The sequence below is a fragment of the Erythrobacter ramosus genome, assembly GCF_009828055.1.
GTDB lineage: Bacteria > Pseudomonadota > Alphaproteobacteria > Sphingomonadales > Sphingomonadaceae > Erythrobacter > Erythrobacter ramosus.
On record NZ_WTYB01000001.1, the window covers coordinates 918,268 to 935,918 of the forward strand.

Genomic DNA, 17,651 nt, shown 5'->3' on the forward strand with positions numbered 1-17,651 from the left:
ATCGCGGGCCATGCAAAAGATTCACGGGTGGATTCGAATGATTCAATCACCATATTTTTCTTCACAGATTCAATTTGGGGCTTGCGGCCTGCGCGACTCAAGCTTGGTCCACGCGTCGCGGGTTGGGCACAGGTCTGACACGGGCCTGAAACCGACCCGTCATGGTAACTAAGTGCTTAAACGCCCGTTGACGGGAGTCCCGCAGTGATTCATCATCTAGTGGTTCGGCGCTGATCGGACCCCCAAGCCTTGGTGAAACGTCCCCGCCCCGTGGGAGGGCAGACGAAGATCGATTCGCCCCGGCCCACAGGTTCGTATCACGCCGCAAATGGGACCAACCGATGCGTCAACAGGCCCGGCAACCGGGTAGCCTGTTGGCAAGTCTGTGGACCAACCGGTATAGAACAGAATCAGAACATGGCCCCTTGCGTCCATGGTCTGATTCGGGGGACAACAGGGGCTTCAGATGGATTTCAAGGCGAGCGAAAACGTGCCCAGTGATGCGGTGACTAGCGATGTGACGAACGAACTGGATGCGGGCGTGATTGCCGAGACGTCCGTGAAGGATGAAAAGGCGGTAAGCATGAACAAGATCGATATGGGCTCGGATGCCCTGATCGCGGCCAAAGCCGGTGAGGCGCTGGCCGGTGCCATGGCCGAAGCCGCCAAGTCCGAGGCGCCTGACAGCAAGACCGTCAACGCCCGGCGCTTCACCGTTGTCACCGACAACACCCGTGACGCGCGCCTCACCGATTTCGGCAAGGAAACGCTGACCGATCGCTACCTGCTCCCCGGCGAGAATTATCAGGACCTCTTCGCCCGCGTGGCCGATGCCTACGCCGATGATGAGGCTCACGCCCAGCGGCTCTATGACTACATCTCGAAGCTGTGGTTCATGCCCGCCACGCCGGTGCTGTCGAACGGCGGCACGCACCGCGGCTTGCCGATTTCGTGCTATCTCAACTCGGTTGAGGACAGCCTGGAAGGGATCGTCAACACCTGGAATGAAAACGTCTGGCTGGCATCAAAGGGCGGCGGGATCGGCACCTATTGGGGCAATGTCCGCGGCATCGGCGAACCGGTCGGCCTCAACGGCAAGACCTCGGGCATCATTCCCTTCGTGCGCGTGATGGACTCGCTGACGCTGGCGATTTCGCAGGGCTCGCTGCGGCGCGGGTCGGCCGCGTGCTATCTCGACATCAGCCACCCGGAGATCGAGGAGTTCCTCGAAATCCGCAAGCCTTCGGGCGACTTCAACCGCAAGGCGCTGAACCTGCACCATGGCGTGCTGGTTACCGACGATTTCATGAACGCGGTCCGCGAAGGCACCGAGTTCCAGCTGCGCTCGCCCCGCGATGGTTCGGTGCGGCAGACAGTCGATGCCCGTTCGCTGTTCCAGAAGCTGGTCGAAACGCGGCTTGCCACTGGTGAGCCCTACATCGTCTTCAACGACACCGTGAACCGCATGATGCCCAAGCATCACCGCGATCTCGGCCTCAAGGTCTCGACCTCGAACCTGTGCTCGGAAATCACCCTGCCGACCGGCATCGACCACTTGGGCAATGACCGCACCGCGGTGTGCTGCCTGTCGTCGCTCAACCTGGAAACCTGGGAAGAGTGGAAGGGCGACAAGCAGTTCATCGAGGACGTCATGCGCTTCCTCGACAACGTCCTGCAGGACTATATCGACCGCGCGCCGGACGAGATGGCCCGTGCCAAGTACTCCGCCGCGCGCGAGCGCAGCGTGGGCCTCGGCGTGATGGGCTTCCACTCCTATCTCCAGCAGAAGAGCGTCGCTTTCGAAAGCGCGATGGCCAAGGCGCTGAACCTTCAGATGTTCAAGCACATCCATGCCAAGGCGTGCGAGGCTTCGATGCTGCTGGCGCAGGAGCGCGGGCCGTGTCCTGACGCTGCCGATATGGGCGCGATGGAGCGCTTCAGCTGCAAGATGGCGATTGCGCCGACCGCGTCGATCTCGATCATCTGCGGCGGCACCTCGGCCTGCATCGAGCCGATCCCGGCCAATATCTACACTCACAAGACGCTGTCGGGCAGCTTCATCGTCAAGAACCCGTACCTTGAAAAGGTGCTCGACAAGAAGTCGAAGAACTCGACCAATGTCTGGAACTCGATCCTTGAACGGGGCGGCTCGGTCCAGCACCTCGATTTCCTCACCACCGAGGAAAAGGCGACCTTCAAGACCAGCTTCGAGATCGACCAGCGCTGGCTGCTCGAATTCGCGGCCGACCGCACGCCGTACATCGATCAGGCCCAGTCGCTGAACCTGTTCATCCCGGCCGATGTCGACAAGTGGGACCTGATGATGCTGCACTACCAGGCGTGGGAGCGCGGCATCAAGTCGCTCTACTACCTCCGCTCCAAGAGCGTGCAGCGCGCCGGTTTCGTCGGCGGGGTTGAGGCGGACAACACCTCCGAACTCGCCAAGATCGAACTCAGTGCCGAGACCGATTACGAGGAATGCCTGAGCTGCCAGTAGGCGCTCACGGCCGGGGCGCGGGTGGGCATCGGGCCCGCACCGCGCCCGCGGCCGCCGCATCATCGTTCACAGGGGACCACACACATGAATCTGCCGTTTGTCATGGGCGTTATCGGGCTGATCGTCAGCGCCGTCTTCGCCTTCAACGCGTGGCGCGAACTCAAGCGCAACGTCGAGGGCCATTCGCGCAACGCCGCCATGATCCACGTGGCGATGGTGTCGATGTTCGTGCCCTTCTGCATCTACGTCGTCATCGCCTACGCGCCCTGACGCCGCCGTGAATCCGGAAGCGCGCGCGCTTCGTATCTGCTATTCTCATTCGTTCTAGGAGACCGCCCATGTCGCTTCTCGAAGCCCGCTCGACCTACAAGCCCTTCCAGTATCCCTGGGCCTATGACTTCTGGAAGCGCCAGCAGCAGATCCACTGGATGCCCGAAGAAGTGCCCTTGGGCGAAGATTGCCGCGACTGGGCGCAGAAGATCACCGAGAACGAGCGTAACCTGCTCACCCAGATCTTCCGCTTCTTCACCCAGGCCGATGTCGAGGTGCAGAACTGCTATCACGAAAACTATGGCCGGGTGTTCAAGCCGACCGAAGTGAAGATGATGCTCGCCGCCTTCTCCAACATGGAGACGGTGCACATCGCGGCCTATTCGCACCTGCTCGACACCATCGGGATGCCCGAGAGCGAGTATTCCGCCTTCCTCGAATATGAGGAAATGAAGGACAAGCACGACTTCCTCCAGACCTTCAACGTCGAAAGCGACGAGGATATCGCCCGCACGCTCGCCGTGTTCGGCGGCTTCACCGAAGGGCTCCAGCTGTTCGCCAGCTTCGCCATGCTGATGAACTTCCCGCGCTTCAACAAGATGAAGGGCATGGGCCAGATCGTCAGCTGGTCGGTGCGCGACGAATCGCTGCACTGCGAAGGCATCATCAAGCTGTTCCACACCTTCTGCGAGGAACGCCAGTGCCTCACCAAGGCGGTGAAGGAAGACCTGATCGACATCTGCCAGAAGACCGTGCGTCTGGAAGACAACTTCATCGACCTCGCCTTCGAAATGGGCCCGATCAACGGCATGAGCGCCAAGGAGATCAAGCGCTACATCCGCTACATCGCCGACTGGCGCCTGAAGCAGCTCGGCCTGCAAGAGATCTACATGATCGAAGAACACCCCCTCCCGTGGCTCGCGCCGCTGCTGAACGGGGTGGAGCACGCCAACTTCTTCGAAACCCGCGCGACCGAATATTCGAAGGGCGCCACAAGGGGTGATTGGAACACCGTGTGGTCGTCGTTTGATAAGCGGCAGAAGGCCAAGGCTGTGAACGAGGATGGGGTTGAGGTGCCCGAGATCGGTCTGTTTGGGGCTGAGGCTGCGGAGTAAAAAATGATTGGCCATGCAAGTTGAACGGCTGGGCGAAAATTTCGCATAGTTTTCCACTGTTTTAAGCGCGACTCTTGACATGCCAGCTCAATAAGTCTCTATCCCCAGTCAGGGGATGGCGGTGTCTTTGGCATTGACTCATGCTGGCTTCGCCTCTAGGGGGCCGCGCTTTCGTGGGAGCTAACGTGTCAAATTCATGGACAGATCGGGTGCTCTACCACGGGTACGAGGCAGCCAAAGAAAGCTGGATGTGGGTAATCGTTGGGCGCTTTGCTCGCGGTAATACCGCTGTGCAAGATGGGCAGGGTCTCGATAAGGACGACATTGATAGTCTACGTGCTCGCGCCGCGCGATCATTTGATCGCCTAGATAAGTCCCTGAGGCGCAATGGATCTGTCTCAAGATAACACTTGCTTCGGGGCGCAGCGATGAGTTTGGGGGACTACGAGGAAATCTTGACGGAAATCGCCTCAGAATGGGGCGTTGCCGAGGAAGAAATAAAACTCGCAGAACAAATCCACCACAAGGTAGTGCTACCTGCCATCAAAGAACTTCGCTATGCAGGCCGCCGCCTCGCAGATGCTCTTGGTGCAATAGCGCGTGGCGCGCCTGCAACTGAAGTCAAGGACTTGATTGCAGATGCGCGGTTCCGTTGCCACTGTGCTCGTCATGATGTAATCGACGCTTCATTGCTCAAGATTGCGATTGATTAGACCTTGCGCTTGAAAAGCTAGGGCATGAAGCTGTACTCGGCGCGTTCCCAAAATACTCAGAACTACTTCAGTTGGTCCACGATACGCAGGGCCACATTGCAAGCGCTCGCAATAAGCGGGAGCACCGTTACGATATCTACGAAGAACTCCAAAAAGCACAATTCCCTAACCTAATTGCTAAATTTATGGAGTTTCAGTCTAGCGAGCCTCTCATGAAGAGAATTGCTGCCAAAACAAAGCTACACAGATATGGGGCTTACGCAATTGGGGCTGCAGGTCTTGTAATCGGTCTTGTCGGAGTTGCCCTATCCTTAGGCTGACGCATCGGACAAAGCGAATGCGGCTACCATTCAGCAATGTCGAGTCAGCGAAAGGCATGATTGCCTTCAAGCCCATTTCTGCGCCGACTGACCATTGAACACGTGTTTGACCTGGGGGGACATGGCGCTTCGTTATCTGCGCGTGGCGAACAAATGATGCCAAGAACGACATGAGCCACGTCGAGTTCGTCGCCCTGTGCCAGCGCGTCGTCGCGCATCACGAGCCACCACCCCCGTCCCGGGCTTGACCCGGGACCCCGCTCCCTTCTGCACCGATGAAAGCGAAAGCGAAAGCGGGGCCCCGGGGCGGGCCCGGGGCGGGGGGGAGGGGACGGTGGCACCCAGCCGCTCTAGGTCCCAGCTTTCGCTGGGATGACGAACGCGGGGCGGATGATGGCCGAGCGCCCCAATCAACCCTTCGGCAACCCATCCCGCGCTACGCCGCGCGCATGGCTCCGCTGCAAACCCTGCTCTCCCTCGCCAACATCATCACCGCGCTCGCCGTGATGAATTTCCTCGCCTTTGCCGCTTTCGGCCTCGACAAGGCGCGGGCCGAGCAGGGGGCTTGGCAGATCCGGGAGGAGACCTTGCTCCAGCTGGCGTTCTTTGGCGGGACGCTCGGCGCCTATGCGGGGCGGGCGGTGTTTCGGCACAAGACGAGGAAGCAGCCGTTCTGCGGGCGGCTGCATTTTATCGCCGGGCTGCAATTGTGCATGGCGGTGTTTCTGGTGGTGTTCCTGTGGTGACCCCCGCCGACCTGCGCGCCGGAACTTGACCTCGATCAAGTACGCCGGCGGTGCGAGCGGCTAGGCAGATGTCATCACCTAGGGAGAACACCATGTCCGCGCACACCCCCAACGAACTCGCCGATGTCTTTCCGGACAATGCCGACGCGCTCCACCAGCTCAAGCTGACCGATGCGCATTTCGCCCGGCTGGCCGAGCAGCATCACACAGTGAACCGCGAAATCCACCGGATCGAAACCGAGATCGACGCCGCGAGCGACGACCGGCTTGAAGCGCTCAAGAAAGAACGGCTGCATCTGCTGGACGAAATCGCCGCGATGCTGGAAGCCGCGCCGGACGCGGTCTAGCACCCACGGGCTTGTGCGGGCGGGGTATGAGGCGATGCTCCGCCTGCAACCCCGCAGAGGCCGATGCTAATCCTCGACCCCGCCATCATCACGCGGAGTGGTGCGCCGGTCCGTGCCGGTGCGGCGATCGCCCTTGCGGCGGTCAGGCCCGTCAAACGGCACCTGCGCCTTTCGCCGATCACTCTGCCGCCGCCCCCCACCGGAAGGGTCCGCCGCTGGCTTATCGCTGTCACTCTCGCTCATCGCCACCTCTCTCGGGCGAGAAGATATCACTATGATCCAGAATTTCCTAATCCTTACTGACAGTTCCACCAATCGGCTTGGCCCCGGGGCCGTGAGCCGCTAGGGCGCCGCGCGACAACGCAAAGCGCGCGCGCAGGGGTTTGAACACCGGTGACCGACAAGCTGAACCATCTGCCGCCTCGTTCCGGGGCGGACACGCCTGATCTCTCGAAGGCCGAAGTGCTGATCGAGGCGCTGCCCTATTTCCAGCGCTATGCCGGGCGCACCTTCGTGGTGAAATATGGCGGCCACGCGATGGGCGATCCCGAAGCCGCGCGCGACTTTGCCGAGGATATCGTGCTGCTGAAGGCAGTCGGCATCAACCCGGTGGTGGTGCATGGCGGCGGCCCGCAGATCGGCCAGATGCTGAAGCGGCTGGGGGTGGAGAGCACCTTCGTCGATGGGCTGCGCGTCACCGATGAAGCCACGGCCAAGGTCGCCGAAATGGTGCTGTCGGGCGCGATCAACAAGGAGCTGGTCGGCTGGATCGCGGCCGCTGGCGGCAAGGCGATCGGGATCTCGGGCAAGGATGGCGGGATGGTGACCGCGCGCAAGGTCAGCCGCACCACGCGCGATCCTGACAGCAATATCGAACAGGTGGTCGACCTGGGCTTCGTGGGCGAGCCTGCGGCCGTCGATACCAGCGTGATCGACACCATGGTGGCCGCCGGGATGATCCCGGTGATCGCACCGATTGCGCCGGGCGCGGACGGGGCGACCTACAATATCAATGCCGACACGATGGCAGGCGCGATTGCGGCGGCGTTGGGCGCGGCGCGCTTGTTCCTGCTGACCGACGTGCCGGGCGTGCTGGGGGCCGATGGTACGCTGCTGACCGACCTCACCCCCGCCGACATCGCCAAGCTGCGCGAAGACGGCGTGATCCGCGGCGGCATGGTGCCCAAGCTCGAAACCTGCGTCACCGCGGTGCAATCCGGCTGCGAGGCGGCGGTGGTGCTCGACGGCCGTGTGGGCCATGCGATGCTGCTCGAATTCTTCACCGCGCGCGGGGCCGGCACGCTGGTGCGCGCGTGACCGGGAACTGAGTTGTAGCGCGAGGCGTATTAACGAGCTAATACGCCTGCCAAGGGACATCACCGGGCGCGAGGGCCACACAGGCCTGCGCCTTCGCAACGGAAATGGATCGCAATGACTGACGCACTTTTCCAGATACTCTCCATGATCATCAGCACCGCCAACATGCTGCTGATCATCTGGTTCATCATCGGGCTGCTGTTCGCGTTCAACGTGGTGAGCCCCAGCAACCAGTTCGCCTATGCGGTGCATGATGCGCTGAGCCGCTTGTTCGAGCCCGCCCTGCGCCCGATCCGCAAGGTCATGCCCGATACCGGCGCGATCGACTTTTCGCCGATGGTGTTCCTGATGATCCTCAACGCGGTCGGCTACATCCTGCAAGGCGCCGTGCGCTGATGGGGGAAGCGGCGCTGATCGACGGCAAGGCGTTTGCGGCCAATCTGCGCGCCCGGATCGGCGCGCTGGCGGCGGACTTTGCGCAAACGACCGGGCGGCGTCCGGGGCTTGCGGTGGTGCTGGTCGGCGAAGATCCGGCGAGCCAGGTCTATGTCGGCGCCAAAGCGCGCGCGTGCGAGGAAGCCGGGATCGCCAGCTTCGAACACCGCCTGCCCGCTGAAACCAGCGAAGCGGAATTGCTGGCGCTGGTCGAGCGGCTGAACCGTGATGATGCAGTTGACGGCATTCTGGTGCAGATGCCGCTGCCGAACGGGCTGGACGAACAGGCAGTGATCGCCGCGATCAGCCCGGACAAGGATGTCGACGGGTTCCATGTCATCAACGCCGGGCGGCTGAGCGTCGGCCAGCCGGGCTTCGTTCCCTGCACCCCGCTGGGTTGCATCATGCTGCTCAAAGACCGTCTGGGCGATCTGTCAGGGCTGGAGGCGGTGGTGATCGGCCGGTCGAACATTGTCGGGAAGCCGATGGCGCAGCTGCTGGTGGACGCGAACGCGACCGTCACCGTGGCGCATAGCCGCACGAAGAACCTCGCCGAGGTCGTCCGCCGCGCCGATATCGTGGTCGCGGCCGTGGGTCGGCCCGAGATGGTGCGCGCCGACTGGATCAAGCCGGGTGCAAGCGTCATCGACGTCGGCATCAACCGCCTGCCGATTGAAGAGGGCAAGACCAAGGGGCGGTTGGTGGGCGATGTCGCCTTTGCCGAAGTGAGCGCGGTCGCAGGCGCGATTACGCCGGTGCCGGGCGGGGTCGGGCCGATGACGATTGCGGTGCTGCTGCGCAACACGCTGGTCGCCGCGCATGGTCACGCCGGACTGGCGCCACCCGAGGGCTTGTAACGCGCTCGCCCTTCGACAAGCGCGGGGCAAGCGGATAGAATGCGCCCCATGATCAGATCCGCGCCCGCACTCCTTGGATTCGCCGCCCTTTCCCTCGCTCTATCCGCCTGCGCGGGTGGCGGGGGGCCGCCCAAGCCCAGTCGCCGCGCGGTGGAGCAGATCAACCGGGTTCTGACCGTAGCGCCAGGCGCTGCGCAGCCCAGCACCATCGTTGCCACCGAAGCCGCCTTCTCGCGCGCTGCACGCGAGCGTGGGCAGTGGACCGCGTTCAAGATGTTCGCCGCGCCCGGCGCCTTGCTCCACGGCGCAAACGGCCCCTTCCCGATCGAACCCTGGCTCGCCACGCAGACCGATCCGCCTGCCGCCGTGCAGTGGGACGCGCGCGTTGTCGCGATGAGCTGTGACGGGGCGCTGGCGGTGAGCAAGGGCCGCTACCGCGATCCCGAGGGCAAGGTTGGCAGTTTCGTCACCGTGTGGGAGCGGCAGGCGGATAATACCTATCGCTACACCTTCGATGTCGGCGGCGATGATGTGCCGCAGCCTCCGCCGAGGAAGCCGGTGCAAGAGGGCGATATCGTCGTTACCGAAATCGACGCCGTGACCGGCCTCGTCGCGACCTGTCCGCGCGGCTCCGCTGGCACGCCCCCGCCGCCTGCCATCCCGATCGGCGAAGACGGCAAGGCCGACGCCAAGCTGTCGCGCGACGGCACGCTGCGTTGGCGTTGGGAGCACCGGGCGGATGGCACGCGTTTTGTGGCGGCGGATTATTACTATCAGGGCCGCTGGGTCACCGCGATCGAACAAAGCCTTGTGCCGACCGGCGATTGATGTGAGGGGCGCGGAACTCTCCCCCCATCGACCTGCGAAACCCCTGCCATGGTGCTGACCGAACTCTTCCTATCCGCCTTCGTCACCCTGTTCGTGGTGATCGACCCGCCGGGGTGCGCGCCGATCTATGCCGGGCTGACCAAGGGCGCGACGCCGCAACAGGCGCGCAGCATGGCGCTGCGGGCGACGTGGATCGCCTCGATCATCCTGCTGATCTTCGCGCTGTTCGGGCAGGAATTGCTGGGCGCGCTGCATATTGAGCTGAACTCGTTCCGCATCGCGGGTGGGTTGATGCTGTTCTTCATCGCGTTCGACATGGTGTTCGAAAAGCGCACCCAGCGCCGCGAAGAACGTGCCGAAAAAATCGCCGCGACCCCGGAGATCGAGGATGTGTCGGTCTTCCCGATGGCGATGCCGATGCTCGCCGGACCGGGCGCGATTGCGGCGATCATGTTGCTGATGAACGAAGCCGAAGGCTGGCCCGAGATGTTCGAAGTGCTCGCTGCGCTGGCCGCCGTGCTGGCGATCACGGCGGCGGCGCTGGTGGCGGCAGGCCCGCTGATCCGGCTGCTGGGCGACAAGGTCGAAGCGGTCATCACCCGCCTGCTCGGCGTGTTGCTGGCCGCGCTCGCGGCGCAATATGTGATCGACGGGCTGAAGGGCAGCTTCGGACTGTAGACGCAGGGCGAAGGGGACGGCACTCGCCGTCATCCAGCGCCATTCGGGGCACAAGGTCAAGAGAATTGGCCGACGCTGTCACCCTCGCGCAATGCCTTAATGAAAGCGTAATGATATCAGCAGTAACTCCCCCGTGACCCCCTCGGGCGCTGGGTTGACACCCCTCTGGCCTTCGGGGATATCCCAACTTGGGACAGACAGCACAATCGCGTGGGGGATCAGTGGGAATTTCGCTTCAGAAGAGCCAGTCGGTCAGCCTCGCCAAAGAGGCGCCCAACGGGTTGACGCAGATCAGCCTGGGTGTGGGCTGGGATGTGGCCAAGAAGGGCTTCTTCGGCGGCCTGCTCGGCGGTGGGGGCGATATCGACCTTGATGCCTCGTGCATCACTTTCGATGCGGACAAGACCGTGCTGGAATCCGTGTGGTTCGGCAAGCTGACCAACGCCTCGGGCACGATCCGCCACAGCGGCGACAATCTGACGGGTGAGGGCGACGGGGATGACGAAAGCATCGCCATCCAGCTCGACCGGCTCGACAGCAAGGTCGAATATCTCGTCCTCACCGTGAACAGCTTCCGCGGGCAGACCTTCGACAAGGTCGCTAATGCGTTCGGCCGGGTGGTCGACAAGCGCAGCGGCAAGGAATTGGCGCGGTTCGACATTTCGGATTCCGGCTCGCACACCGGGCTGATCCTCGCGAGCCTGTCGCGCAACGGCGGGCAGTGGGACTTCAAGGCAATCGGGGAACGCACCGGCGGGCGCACCGTCCATGACCTGACGGCACCGGCCCGCGCGATCCTCTGATTGGCCGCAGCGCTCGACTGCGCCGCACCCTTCCTTCCATCTTTAGCCGGAGCCAGTCGTATGCAGCTGCAACGTGGGGAAAAACGCTCCCTCGCCGATCTCGGAGTTGGCTCGCAATGCGAGGTCAAGGTCGAGTTCGGGATGGACGGGATCGATATTGCCGCCTTCGGGCTCGAGCCGGGACAGAAGATCGGCGATGACCGCTATGTCGTGCTGTTCTCCAACCCTGCCACCCCCGGCGGCGAAGTGCGGATGACCAGCAGCGGCAACGCAGCCAGCTTTGCGCTCGATCTCGACCGGCTGCCCGCGAGCATCGACCGGATCGTGTTCACCGCCACCCATGATAGCCGCGCGGTGGGCGAATCCCGTCCGCTGATGGTGAGCATTGATGGCGGAAAGGCGAGCTTCGATGCCGCCGCCGCGCTCACCAACGAAAAGGCGGTGATGCTGGCAGAGATTTACCGCCATTCCTCCGGCTGGAAGCTGGGCACGATTGCGGCCGGGTTTGCTGGCGGGTTGGGCGCGCTGATCGGGCATTTCGGCGGCGAAGTGGACGAGCCTGCACCTGCGCCGGCGCCTCCGCCGCCGCCTCCGGCACCGCCTCCACCGCCACCCCCGCCGCCTCCGCCCGCAGCGCCGGTCAGCCTGAAGAAGATCAGCCTCGACAAGGGCAATTCCACAGTCAGCCTGAAGAAGCAGGGCACCAGCTTCGGCGAGATCGTGCTCAACCTGAACTGGACCGCGCGGACCCAGAAGAAGGGCTTCTTCGGGGGATCGCAGCAGCTTGATCTTGATCTGGGCGTGATCTTCGAACTGGCCGATGGCATGGGCGCAGGCTGTATCCAGGCGCTGGGCCGCAGCTTTGGCGCCTATAACCAGCCGCCCTTCATCGAGCTGTCGGGCGACGACCGCACCGGCGCTGTTGCCGCTGGCGAGACGATCCGCGTTAACGGCCAGTATTTCGACTATATCCGCCGCATCGGCGTGTTCGCGCTGATCTATGAGGGTGCGCCCAACTGGGCCGAGACCGATGGGGTCGTCCGGCTCAACATTCCGGGCCAGCCTGAAATCGAGGTGCGGATGGACGAAACCGGCAGCCGTGAACGGCTCTGCGGGATCGCCACGATCGACAATGTCGGCGGCGAGCTCAAGATGAGCCGGTTGATGCGCTTCTATTCCAGCCAGAAACCCTTTGCCGAGGATATCGGCGTCTATCTTCAGTGGACGCGCGGCAGTAAGGACTGAGCAACAAGACTGCCGTATCACACGGCCAGAAGGATGATTTTTCGATGTTGAAACACTTCGGCGGTTCGCTGCTGTTTACGGCCTTCGGCCTTGCACTGGGCGGCTGGTACGGCTGGGGGCTGACCGGCACCATTGATGGCATGCTGGGGATCGTGTGGATTTGCGCGGTGCTTGCGGTGCTGGAAGTGTCGCTGTCGTTCGATAACGCCGCGGTGAACGCCTCGGTTCTGAAGGACATGGACCCGGTCTGGCAGCAGCGCTTCCTGACCTGGGGGATCGCGATTGCGGTGTTCGGGATGCGGATCGTGTTCCCGTTGGTGATCGTGATGGTTGCAGCCTCACTCGGCCCGATTGAGGCGATGAAGCTCGCTCTGAATGAACCGACCGAATATCAGCGCATCGTCAGCGAAGCGCATATTGGCCTGATGGGCTTTGGCGGCGCGTTCCTCGGGATGGTGGGCCTCAAGTACTTCTTCGATTCCGACAAGGAAGTGAACTGGATCGACGCGATTGAACGCCCGCTGGCGAAGGTCGCCGATATTGAGGCGATTGCTATCGGGCTGGTGCTCGCTGGCACCTGGGCGACGTCGACCATGCTCGCCGATGCCGACGCGCTGACCTTCATCATCGCCGCAATTGCCGGTCTGCTGACCTATCTCGGCGTGGAGATCATCAACCACCTGCTCGAACCGCCCACGCCGACCACCGGCGATGTCGCCAAGGCGGGCTTCGGCGCGTTCCTCTATCTCGAAGTGCTGGATGCCAGCTTCTCGTTCGACGGGGTGATCGGGGCCTTCGCGCTCACCAACAATCTCATCATCATTGCCATCGGTCTGGGGATCGGCGCGATGTTCGTGCGGTCGATGACGATCTTCCTCGTGCGCAAGGGCACGATGTCGGAATATCGCTATCTCGAACACGGCGCCTTCTATGCGATCATGGCGCTGGCGGTGATCATGTACATCAACACCTTTGCGCACATCCCCGAAGTCATCACCGGCCTGATCGGCGCGGTGTTGATCGGCCTCGCGTTCTGGTCGTCGGTGCGCTGGAACAAGGCCAACCCTGACGGGGAGCCTGAAGACGCGTTGGCCTGATCGGCGGCGCAACATTCATCTTGGGTTGCGGCCGGGGCAGTCCCGGTCGCTGCCAGACTTGGGAAAGGAAGACGGATTATGGCTATCTCACTGTCAAAGGGTGGCAATGTCAGCCTGTCGAAGGAAGCCCCCGGGCTTGACCGCATCATGGTTGGCCTCGGCTGGGACGTGCGTGCGACCGACGGTAAGGATTTCGACCTCGATGCGTCGGCGTTCCTGTGCGCGGCGGGCGGCAAGGTCCGCAACGACACCGATTTCTGCTTCTACAACAACAAGAACGTCGCCGGCGGCGCGGTCATCCATCAGGGCGACAACCGCACCGGCGAAGGTGACGGCGATGACGAGCAGATCGAGATCACCCTTTCGAAGATGCCCGCCGATGTCGATAAGGTCGCTGTGGTGGTGACGATCTACAATGGCGACGAGAACGGCCAGACCTTCGGCCAGGTCTCCAACGCCTTCATCCGTCTGGTCGACGCCAACAACAACAACGAAGTCGTGCGCTATGACCTGTCGGAAGACGCTTCGGTCGAAACCGCGATGATCCTCGGCGAAGTCTATCGCCACGGGGCGGAATGGAAGTTCCGCGCGGTTGGTCAAGGCTTCAAGGGCGGGCTCGGCCCGCTCGCGGCGCATTTCGGCGTCAATGTCGGCTAAAGGCTTGGGTGCGCGGTCGGGGCAGGTGCCCGGGCCGCGCGCCACTTAACACAGGGAAGCACAGAATATGGCGGTTTCGCTCAGCAAGGGCGGCAATGTCTCTCTGTCGAAGGAAGCTCCGGGGCTGAATGCGGTCGTGGTCGGGCTCGGCTGGGACGTGCGGCGCACCGATGGCGCGGCGTTCGATCTCGATGCCTCGGCCTTCGTGATCGGCGCCAATGACAAGGTGCTCTCGGACGCGCATTTCATCTTCTACAACAACAAGACCTCGCCCGATGGCGCGGTGGTCTACAGCGGCGACAACCGCACCGGCGACGGCGATGGCGATGACGAGACGATCCGCATCGACTTCAGCAAGCTCTCGCCCGATGCCAAAAAGGTCGTGATCGCGGTCACCATCCATGATGGCGAAATCAACGGGCAGAACTTCGGCTCGGTGCAGAACGCCTTTGCGCGCGTGACCAACGTGGCCGATGGCAAGGAGCTCGCCCGCTACGACCTGTCCGAAGATGCTTCGATGAACGTCGCGATGATCTTCGTCGAACTTTATCGCGGCAATGCAGGCGACATCAAGGTCAAGGCGATCGGCGAAGGCTGGCGCAGCGGGCTTGCGGGTCTGGCAGGCGCGATGGGTGTCAACATCGGCTGAGCCGGGACGGGACGCGGCCATGCAACCTGCCCAGCCCGGTCAGCGCGTGTCTGTCAGCGCCAAGGCTGACTGCCGCATCCGTCTGCAAGGGCCGGAAGGCCAGCGCATCGCTATTGCGGCGATCGGGACAGGTGGGGGCCAGAGCGGGCGCGTGCTCGCCTTTGAACGGATTGATCCGCAGCACTGGCATATGGACGGCATGGCCGAGTTGGAAGGCGACTTTGAAATCGTCGCCTATGTCATGGATGATCGCCACGGCGGCTTTGCCAACGCTGCCTATCCGATCCACATGGAGGTGGACGGCACCACCCACGTGATGCCCCCACCGACCGAACAACTCGCCGCCGTGATCCTCGCCGAGGTCTATACCCGCAATGGCGAGCGGCGGATGAAGCTGTCGAACGAGGGCTTCACCTTCGGGATCGACGCCTATGTGAGGGCGCGCAATCTCGGCTCGGTGACGGTGCCGTTCCGCAATGTGCCGGATGTGCCACCGCCCGGAAATCATGGAGGCAATGGGCCCATCCCGCATCCTGATGGGCGCGGGCATAACCGCCCCAAGCCGGTGCCGGGCCAGCTGATCGGTTCGGGCAGCGGCGTGCTGATCGCGCCCGATCTGATCGTCACCAATGCCCATGTGGTCGAGGACGGCCAGCGTTTCGAGGTCGGCCCCGCGCGCGATTCCGGCGTCGTGCTGGCGGTCGATGCCCAGCACGATCTGGCGCTGCTGCGCTGCCAGACTGCGGGCGCGCCGCTGCCGCTCCGGATCGGATCGCCGCTGTTTCTGGGTGAGGATATCATGGCCGCGGGCTTCCCGCTGATCGACGTGCTGGGGGCCGATCTCAAGGTCACCACCGGCAATGTCTCGGGCCTCACGGGCGGGGGCGGGGACATCTCGCGCTTCCAGTTCAGCGCGCCAATTGGCTCGGGCTCGTCGGGCGGGGCGATCATCGACGAGTTCGGTAATCTGGTCGGCATCACTTCGGCGAGCCTCGCGCATGACAATATGCGCAACCGTGGGTCGATCTCCGAGAACGTCAATTTCGGCATCCGCGCTGCGATGGTGTTCGAGATGGTAGCGGCGGCGGGGGCAGACCTGCCGCCGATCGCGATCTCGACCGATAACGTGCGCCGCAATGTCGTGGGGCGGGCGCGCAGTGCGGTGGTCAGCATCATCATCCATGCCTGATCCGGTGCAGGATTGCGTGACGGTCGACCTGCCGACCGGACGGCTGGTGCTGCGCGGGGTTGCGCCCGAGCGTGTCGCCGAGCTGTGCGATTTTGCCGCCAGGGCCAATCCCAAGCGTGGGTTCCTGATCGTCTCGCGGGTGTTGGGCCGCCACCTCCCCACGCCGCCGCAAGCATTGCGCGCGACCGCTGACGCACTCGCCGCGCAAATCCCCGGCGACCTGCCGGGGCCGGTGCTGTTCTGCGGCATGGCGGAGACCGCGACGGGCCTTGCGCAAAGCGTGTGGGCAGCATGGCGCGCGCGGCACCCGGATGCTGCCAGCGCCTATATCCAGAGCAGCCGCCAGATCGCGGCGGGCGCGCGCATCCTCACCCGGTTCGAGGAAGGCCACAGCCACGCCGCCTCGCACATGGTGCAGGTGAGCGCGGAGATCGAACCCATACTCGCCGCCGCGCGCAGCCTCGTGATCGTCGATGATGAAAGCAGCACCGGCAGCACCTTTGTCGAAGCGGCTGAGGCGCTGGTAGCCGCCTTGCCGCAGATCGCGGCGGTGCATTGCGCCAGCCTGACCGATTGGAGCGCGGGTGGGTTCCTGTTGCGGATGCCGCGTCCCGCTGCGGCCCATTCCTTGATCGCCGGGACGCTCGAATGGACGCCGGGGGCAGGGCAAGCTGCCGCCACACTCGCGCCCGCCGCCAACCGCCACGGCACGGCGACTGCCACCGGAATGCGCAGCCGTACCGGCCTGCTCGCGCCCGAGGCCGCCGACCGCGCCCCCCTCACCGCCACGCCGGGTGAACGGGTGCTGGTGCTGGGCGATGGCGAGCACGCCTATGAATCGCTGCGCATCGCCGAAGACCTCGCCGCGCTGGGGGCTATCACCGCCGTCCAGTCGATCACCCGCACGCCCGCGCTGATCGGCCACGCAATGCAAAGCGTCACCACGCTCACGGACGCCTATGGCTCGGGCGCGATGTGCCATGTCTATAACCTCCTCGCGCACCGGCCCGACCGGATCGTCATCGCTGCGGAGATTGCGGGGGCGCAAGCCGACGAGTTGGCGCGCTGGGTCGCTGAAGCGGGTAGCACGGCGATGGTGGAACTGGCGCTATGCCGCTACGGGGCGCAGGCATGACCATCCGCCCGCTCATTCTGGCCGACCTTGACGACAGCCTGTTCCAGACGCGGCCCAAGTGCGGCGATTGGCCGGATGATACGCTGCGGCTGATGAGCCGCCTCGTCGATGGCAGCCCCAGCGGCTATGCCACTCCGCCGCAGCAGGGGCTGATGGCGTGGCTGGCGCATGGCGAGGTGGTGCCCGTCACCGCGCGCAGCCGCGAGGTGCTGTCGCGGGTCGATATCGCGCAGGCCCCGGCGATCTGCGCCAATGGCGGCTGCATCCTGATGGCGGACGGCACACCCGATCCAGTCTGGCACCGCCACCTTGAGGCTCAGGCGCAGGCCGGGATCACACCCGGCGCGCTCTATCCCGAACTCATCGCCGGTCTGGACGGCGAGGCGTTCCGGCACTGGATCGTCAGCGAGGACGGGCTCGATCTCTACTGTGTCATCAAGAGCAACCACGGCGATGTCCCCGCGCTCACCGCCGTGGCCGAGGCGCTCAAGCCGCGTCTTCCCCAAGGCTGGCGCATCCACGCCAATGGCAACAACCTCGCCTTCCTGCCCCCGTGGCTGAGCAAGCGGGCAGCGGTGCGGTATATGCTGGAACAGGTCCGCTGCGTCACGCCCGAACGCCCGGTGATCGGCATCGGCGATAGCTGGTCGGATGCGGGCTTCCTTGACCTCACCGACATGGCGATGATCCCGACCCAGGCGCAGCTGTGGCAGCACATCGCGCGCGGGCATGAGTGGATCGATTGAGGGTTTG

Annotated in this window: 20 protein-coding genes; 19 read left to right on the plus strand and 1 reads right to left on the minus strand. The window is 63.7% G+C overall.

All coding sequences use genetic code 11. From position 1 onward, the window contains the following. The first annotated feature begins 466 nt into the window (after positions 1-466). The 6 genes from GRI59_RS04645 to GRI59_RS04670 all read left to right on the plus strand — a co-directional run bounded on the left by GRI59_RS04645 (position 467) and on the right by GRI59_RS04670 (position 6,008). On the plus strand, positions 467-2,497 hold the full coding sequence (locus GRI59_RS04645; protein WP_160760002.1) for a ribonucleoside-diphosphate reductase subunit alpha: 2,031 nt from the start codon (positions 467-469) through the stop codon (positions 2,495-2,497). Positions 2,498-2,581: 84 nt separating this feature from the next. Then, positions 2,582-2,767, plus strand: coding sequence for a hypothetical protein (locus GRI59_RS04650; RefSeq protein WP_160760003.1), 186 nt, complete (start codon positions 2,582-2,584; stop codon positions 2,765-2,767). 68 nt (positions 2,768-2,835) lie between these two features. Then, entirely contained in the window at positions 2,836-3,882 is a 1,047-nt protein-coding gene (locus tag GRI59_RS04655; protein ID WP_160760004.1) for a ribonucleotide-diphosphate reductase subunit beta, read from the plus strand. 428 nt (positions 3,883-4,310) lie between these two features. After that, positions 4,311-4,595, plus strand: a complete 285-nt coding sequence (locus GRI59_RS04660) for a hypothetical protein (protein ID WP_160760005.1) — start codon at positions 4,311-4,313, stop codon at positions 4,593-4,595. Between the two features lie 769 nt (positions 4,596-5,364). Continuing rightward, entirely contained in the window at positions 5,365-5,661 is a 297-nt protein-coding gene (locus tag GRI59_RS04665) for a DUF1294 domain-containing protein (protein ID WP_183363510.1), read from the plus strand. A 92-nt stretch (positions 5,662-5,753) separates the two neighbouring features. Further along, entirely contained in the window at positions 5,754-6,008 is a 255-nt protein-coding gene (locus tag GRI59_RS04670) for an HP1242/YdcH family protein (RefSeq protein ID WP_160760006.1), read from the plus strand. 66 nt (positions 6,009-6,074) lie between these two features. Here the strand turns inward: GRI59_RS04670 and GRI59_RS04675 are convergent, their stop codons facing one another. After that, positions 6,075-6,251, minus strand: coding sequence for a hypothetical protein (locus tag GRI59_RS04675; protein WP_160760007.1), 177 nt, complete (start codon positions 6,249-6,251; stop codon positions 6,075-6,077). A gap of 150 nt (positions 6,252-6,401) precedes the next feature. Here GRI59_RS04675 and argB point away from each other — a divergent pair, with 150 nt between their 5' ends. The 13 genes from argB (at position 6,402) to GRI59_RS04740 (ending at position 17,644) form a co-directional block, all read left to right on the plus strand. Continuing rightward, positions 6,402-7,325 carry an acetylglutamate kinase gene (argB, locus tag GRI59_RS04680; RefSeq protein ID WP_337190231.1) on the plus strand — a complete coding sequence of 308 codons (924 nt, stop codon included), beginning with the start codon at positions 6,402-6,404 and terminating at the stop codon, positions 7,323-7,325. 114 nt (positions 7,326-7,439) lie between these two features. Further along, positions 7,440-7,721, plus strand: coding sequence for a YggT family protein (locus GRI59_RS04685; RefSeq protein ID WP_160760008.1), 282 nt, complete (start codon positions 7,440-7,442; stop codon positions 7,719-7,721). Beyond that, complete coding sequence (folD, locus tag GRI59_RS04690; RefSeq protein ID WP_160760009.1) at positions 7,721-8,617, plus strand: bifunctional methylenetetrahydrofolate dehydrogenase/methenyltetrahydrofolate cyclohydrolase FolD; 897 nt, start codon at positions 7,721-7,723, stop codon at positions 8,615-8,617. The genes GRI59_RS04685 and folD overlap by 1 nt, the downstream gene beginning before the upstream one ends. Positions 8,618-8,665: 48 nt before the next feature. Next, positions 8,666-9,445 (plus strand): hypothetical protein, encoded by a 780-nt coding sequence (locus GRI59_RS04695; RefSeq protein ID WP_160760010.1) that lies wholly within the window; start codon positions 8,666-8,668, stop codon positions 9,443-9,445. Positions 9,446-9,499: 54 nt separating this feature from the next. Then, the gene (locus tag GRI59_RS04700; protein WP_160760422.1) at positions 9,500-10,123 is read left to right on the plus strand and encodes a MarC family protein; all 624 of its coding nucleotides are present in this window, start codon (positions 9,500-9,502) and stop codon (positions 10,121-10,123) included. A 221-nt stretch (positions 10,124-10,344) separates the two neighbouring features. Then, entirely contained in the window at positions 10,345-10,926 is a 582-nt protein-coding gene (locus GRI59_RS04705) for a TerD family protein (protein ID WP_160760011.1), read from the plus strand. A 60-nt stretch (positions 10,927-10,986) separates the two neighbouring features. Continuing rightward, positions 10,987-12,171 (plus strand): TerD family protein, encoded by a 1,185-nt coding sequence (locus tag GRI59_RS04710; RefSeq protein WP_160760012.1) that lies wholly within the window; start codon positions 10,987-10,989, stop codon positions 12,169-12,171. 44 nt (positions 12,172-12,215) lie between these two features. Beyond that, entirely contained in the window at positions 12,216-13,268 is a 1,053-nt protein-coding gene (locus GRI59_RS04715; protein WP_160760013.1) for a DUF475 domain-containing protein, read from the plus strand. A gap of 78 nt (positions 13,269-13,346) precedes the next feature. Further along, positions 13,347-13,925, plus strand: a complete 579-nt coding sequence (locus GRI59_RS04720; RefSeq protein ID WP_160760014.1) for a TerD family protein — start codon at positions 13,347-13,349, stop codon at positions 13,923-13,925. Between the two features lie 67 nt (positions 13,926-13,992). Further along, positions 13,993-14,574 carry a TerD family protein gene (locus tag GRI59_RS04725; RefSeq protein WP_160760015.1) on the plus strand — a complete coding sequence of 194 codons (582 nt, stop codon included), beginning with the start codon at positions 13,993-13,995 and terminating at the stop codon, positions 14,572-14,574. 19 nt (positions 14,575-14,593) lie between these two features. Beyond that, on the plus strand, positions 14,594-15,763 hold the full coding sequence (locus tag GRI59_RS04730) for a S1C family serine protease (protein ID WP_160760016.1): 1,170 nt from the start codon (positions 14,594-14,596) through the stop codon (positions 15,761-15,763). Next, on the plus strand, positions 15,756-16,898 hold the full coding sequence (locus GRI59_RS04735) for a phosphoribosyltransferase domain-containing protein (RefSeq protein WP_160760017.1): 1,143 nt from the start codon (positions 15,756-15,758) through the stop codon (positions 16,896-16,898). Before GRI59_RS04730 ends, GRI59_RS04735 begins: the two co-directional genes overlap by 8 nt. Next, complete coding sequence (locus GRI59_RS04740) at positions 16,895-17,644, plus strand: HAD family hydrolase (RefSeq protein WP_160760018.1); 750 nt, start codon at positions 16,895-16,897, stop codon at positions 17,642-17,644. The genes GRI59_RS04735 and GRI59_RS04740 overlap by 4 nt, the downstream gene beginning before the upstream one ends. Positions 17,645-17,651: the final 7 nt, after the last annotated feature.

What these genes read in the sequence shown, in the direction of transcription:
- GRI59_RS04645 (WP_160760002.1), top strand. Translation starts at nt 467, where the DNA reads ATGGATTTCAAGGCGAGCGAAAACGTGCCCAGTGATGCGGTGACTAGC.
- GRI59_RS04650 (WP_160760003.1), top strand. Translation starts at nt 2,582, where the DNA reads ATGAATCTGCCGTTTGTCATGGGCGTTATCGGGCTGATCGTCAGCGCC.
- GRI59_RS04655 (WP_160760004.1), top strand. Translation starts at nt 2,836, where the DNA reads ATGTCGCTTCTCGAAGCCCGCTCGACCTACAAGCCCTTCCAGTATCCC.
- GRI59_RS04660 (WP_160760005.1), top strand. Translation starts at nt 4,311, where the DNA reads ATGAGTTTGGGGGACTACGAGGAAATCTTGACGGAAATCGCCTCAGAA.
- GRI59_RS04665 (WP_183363510.1), top strand. Translation starts at nt 5,365, where the DNA reads ATGGCTCCGCTGCAAACCCTGCTCTCCCTCGCCAACATCATCACCGCG.
- GRI59_RS04670 (WP_160760006.1), top strand. Translation starts at nt 5,754, where the DNA reads ATGTCCGCGCACACCCCCAACGAACTCGCCGATGTCTTTCCGGACAAT.
- GRI59_RS04675 (WP_160760007.1), bottom strand. Translation starts at nt 6,251, where the DNA reads ATGAGCGAGAGTGACAGCGATAAGCCAGCGGCGGACCCTTCCGGTGGG.
- GRI59_RS04685 (WP_160760008.1), top strand. Translation starts at nt 7,440, where the DNA reads ATGACTGACGCACTTTTCCAGATACTCTCCATGATCATCAGCACCGCC.
- folD (WP_160760009.1), top strand. Translation starts at nt 7,721, where the DNA reads ATGGGGGAAGCGGCGCTGATCGACGGCAAGGCGTTTGCGGCCAATCTG.
- GRI59_RS04695 (WP_160760010.1), top strand. Translation starts at nt 8,666, where the DNA reads ATGATCAGATCCGCGCCCGCACTCCTTGGATTCGCCGCCCTTTCCCTC.
- GRI59_RS04710 (WP_160760012.1), top strand. Translation starts at nt 10,987, where the DNA reads ATGCAGCTGCAACGTGGGGAAAAACGCTCCCTCGCCGATCTCGGAGTT.
- GRI59_RS04715 (WP_160760013.1), top strand. Translation starts at nt 12,216, where the DNA reads ATGTTGAAACACTTCGGCGGTTCGCTGCTGTTTACGGCCTTCGGCCTT.
- GRI59_RS04720 (WP_160760014.1), top strand. Translation starts at nt 13,347, where the DNA reads ATGGCTATCTCACTGTCAAAGGGTGGCAATGTCAGCCTGTCGAAGGAA.
- GRI59_RS04725 (WP_160760015.1), top strand. Translation starts at nt 13,993, where the DNA reads ATGGCGGTTTCGCTCAGCAAGGGCGGCAATGTCTCTCTGTCGAAGGAA.
- GRI59_RS04730 (WP_160760016.1), top strand. Translation starts at nt 14,594, where the DNA reads ATGCAACCTGCCCAGCCCGGTCAGCGCGTGTCTGTCAGCGCCAAGGCT.
- GRI59_RS04735 (WP_160760017.1), top strand. Translation starts at nt 15,756, where the DNA reads ATGCCTGATCCGGTGCAGGATTGCGTGACGGTCGACCTGCCGACCGGA.
- GRI59_RS04740 (WP_160760018.1), top strand. Translation starts at nt 16,895, where the DNA reads ATGACCATCCGCCCGCTCATTCTGGCCGACCTTGACGACAGCCTGTTC.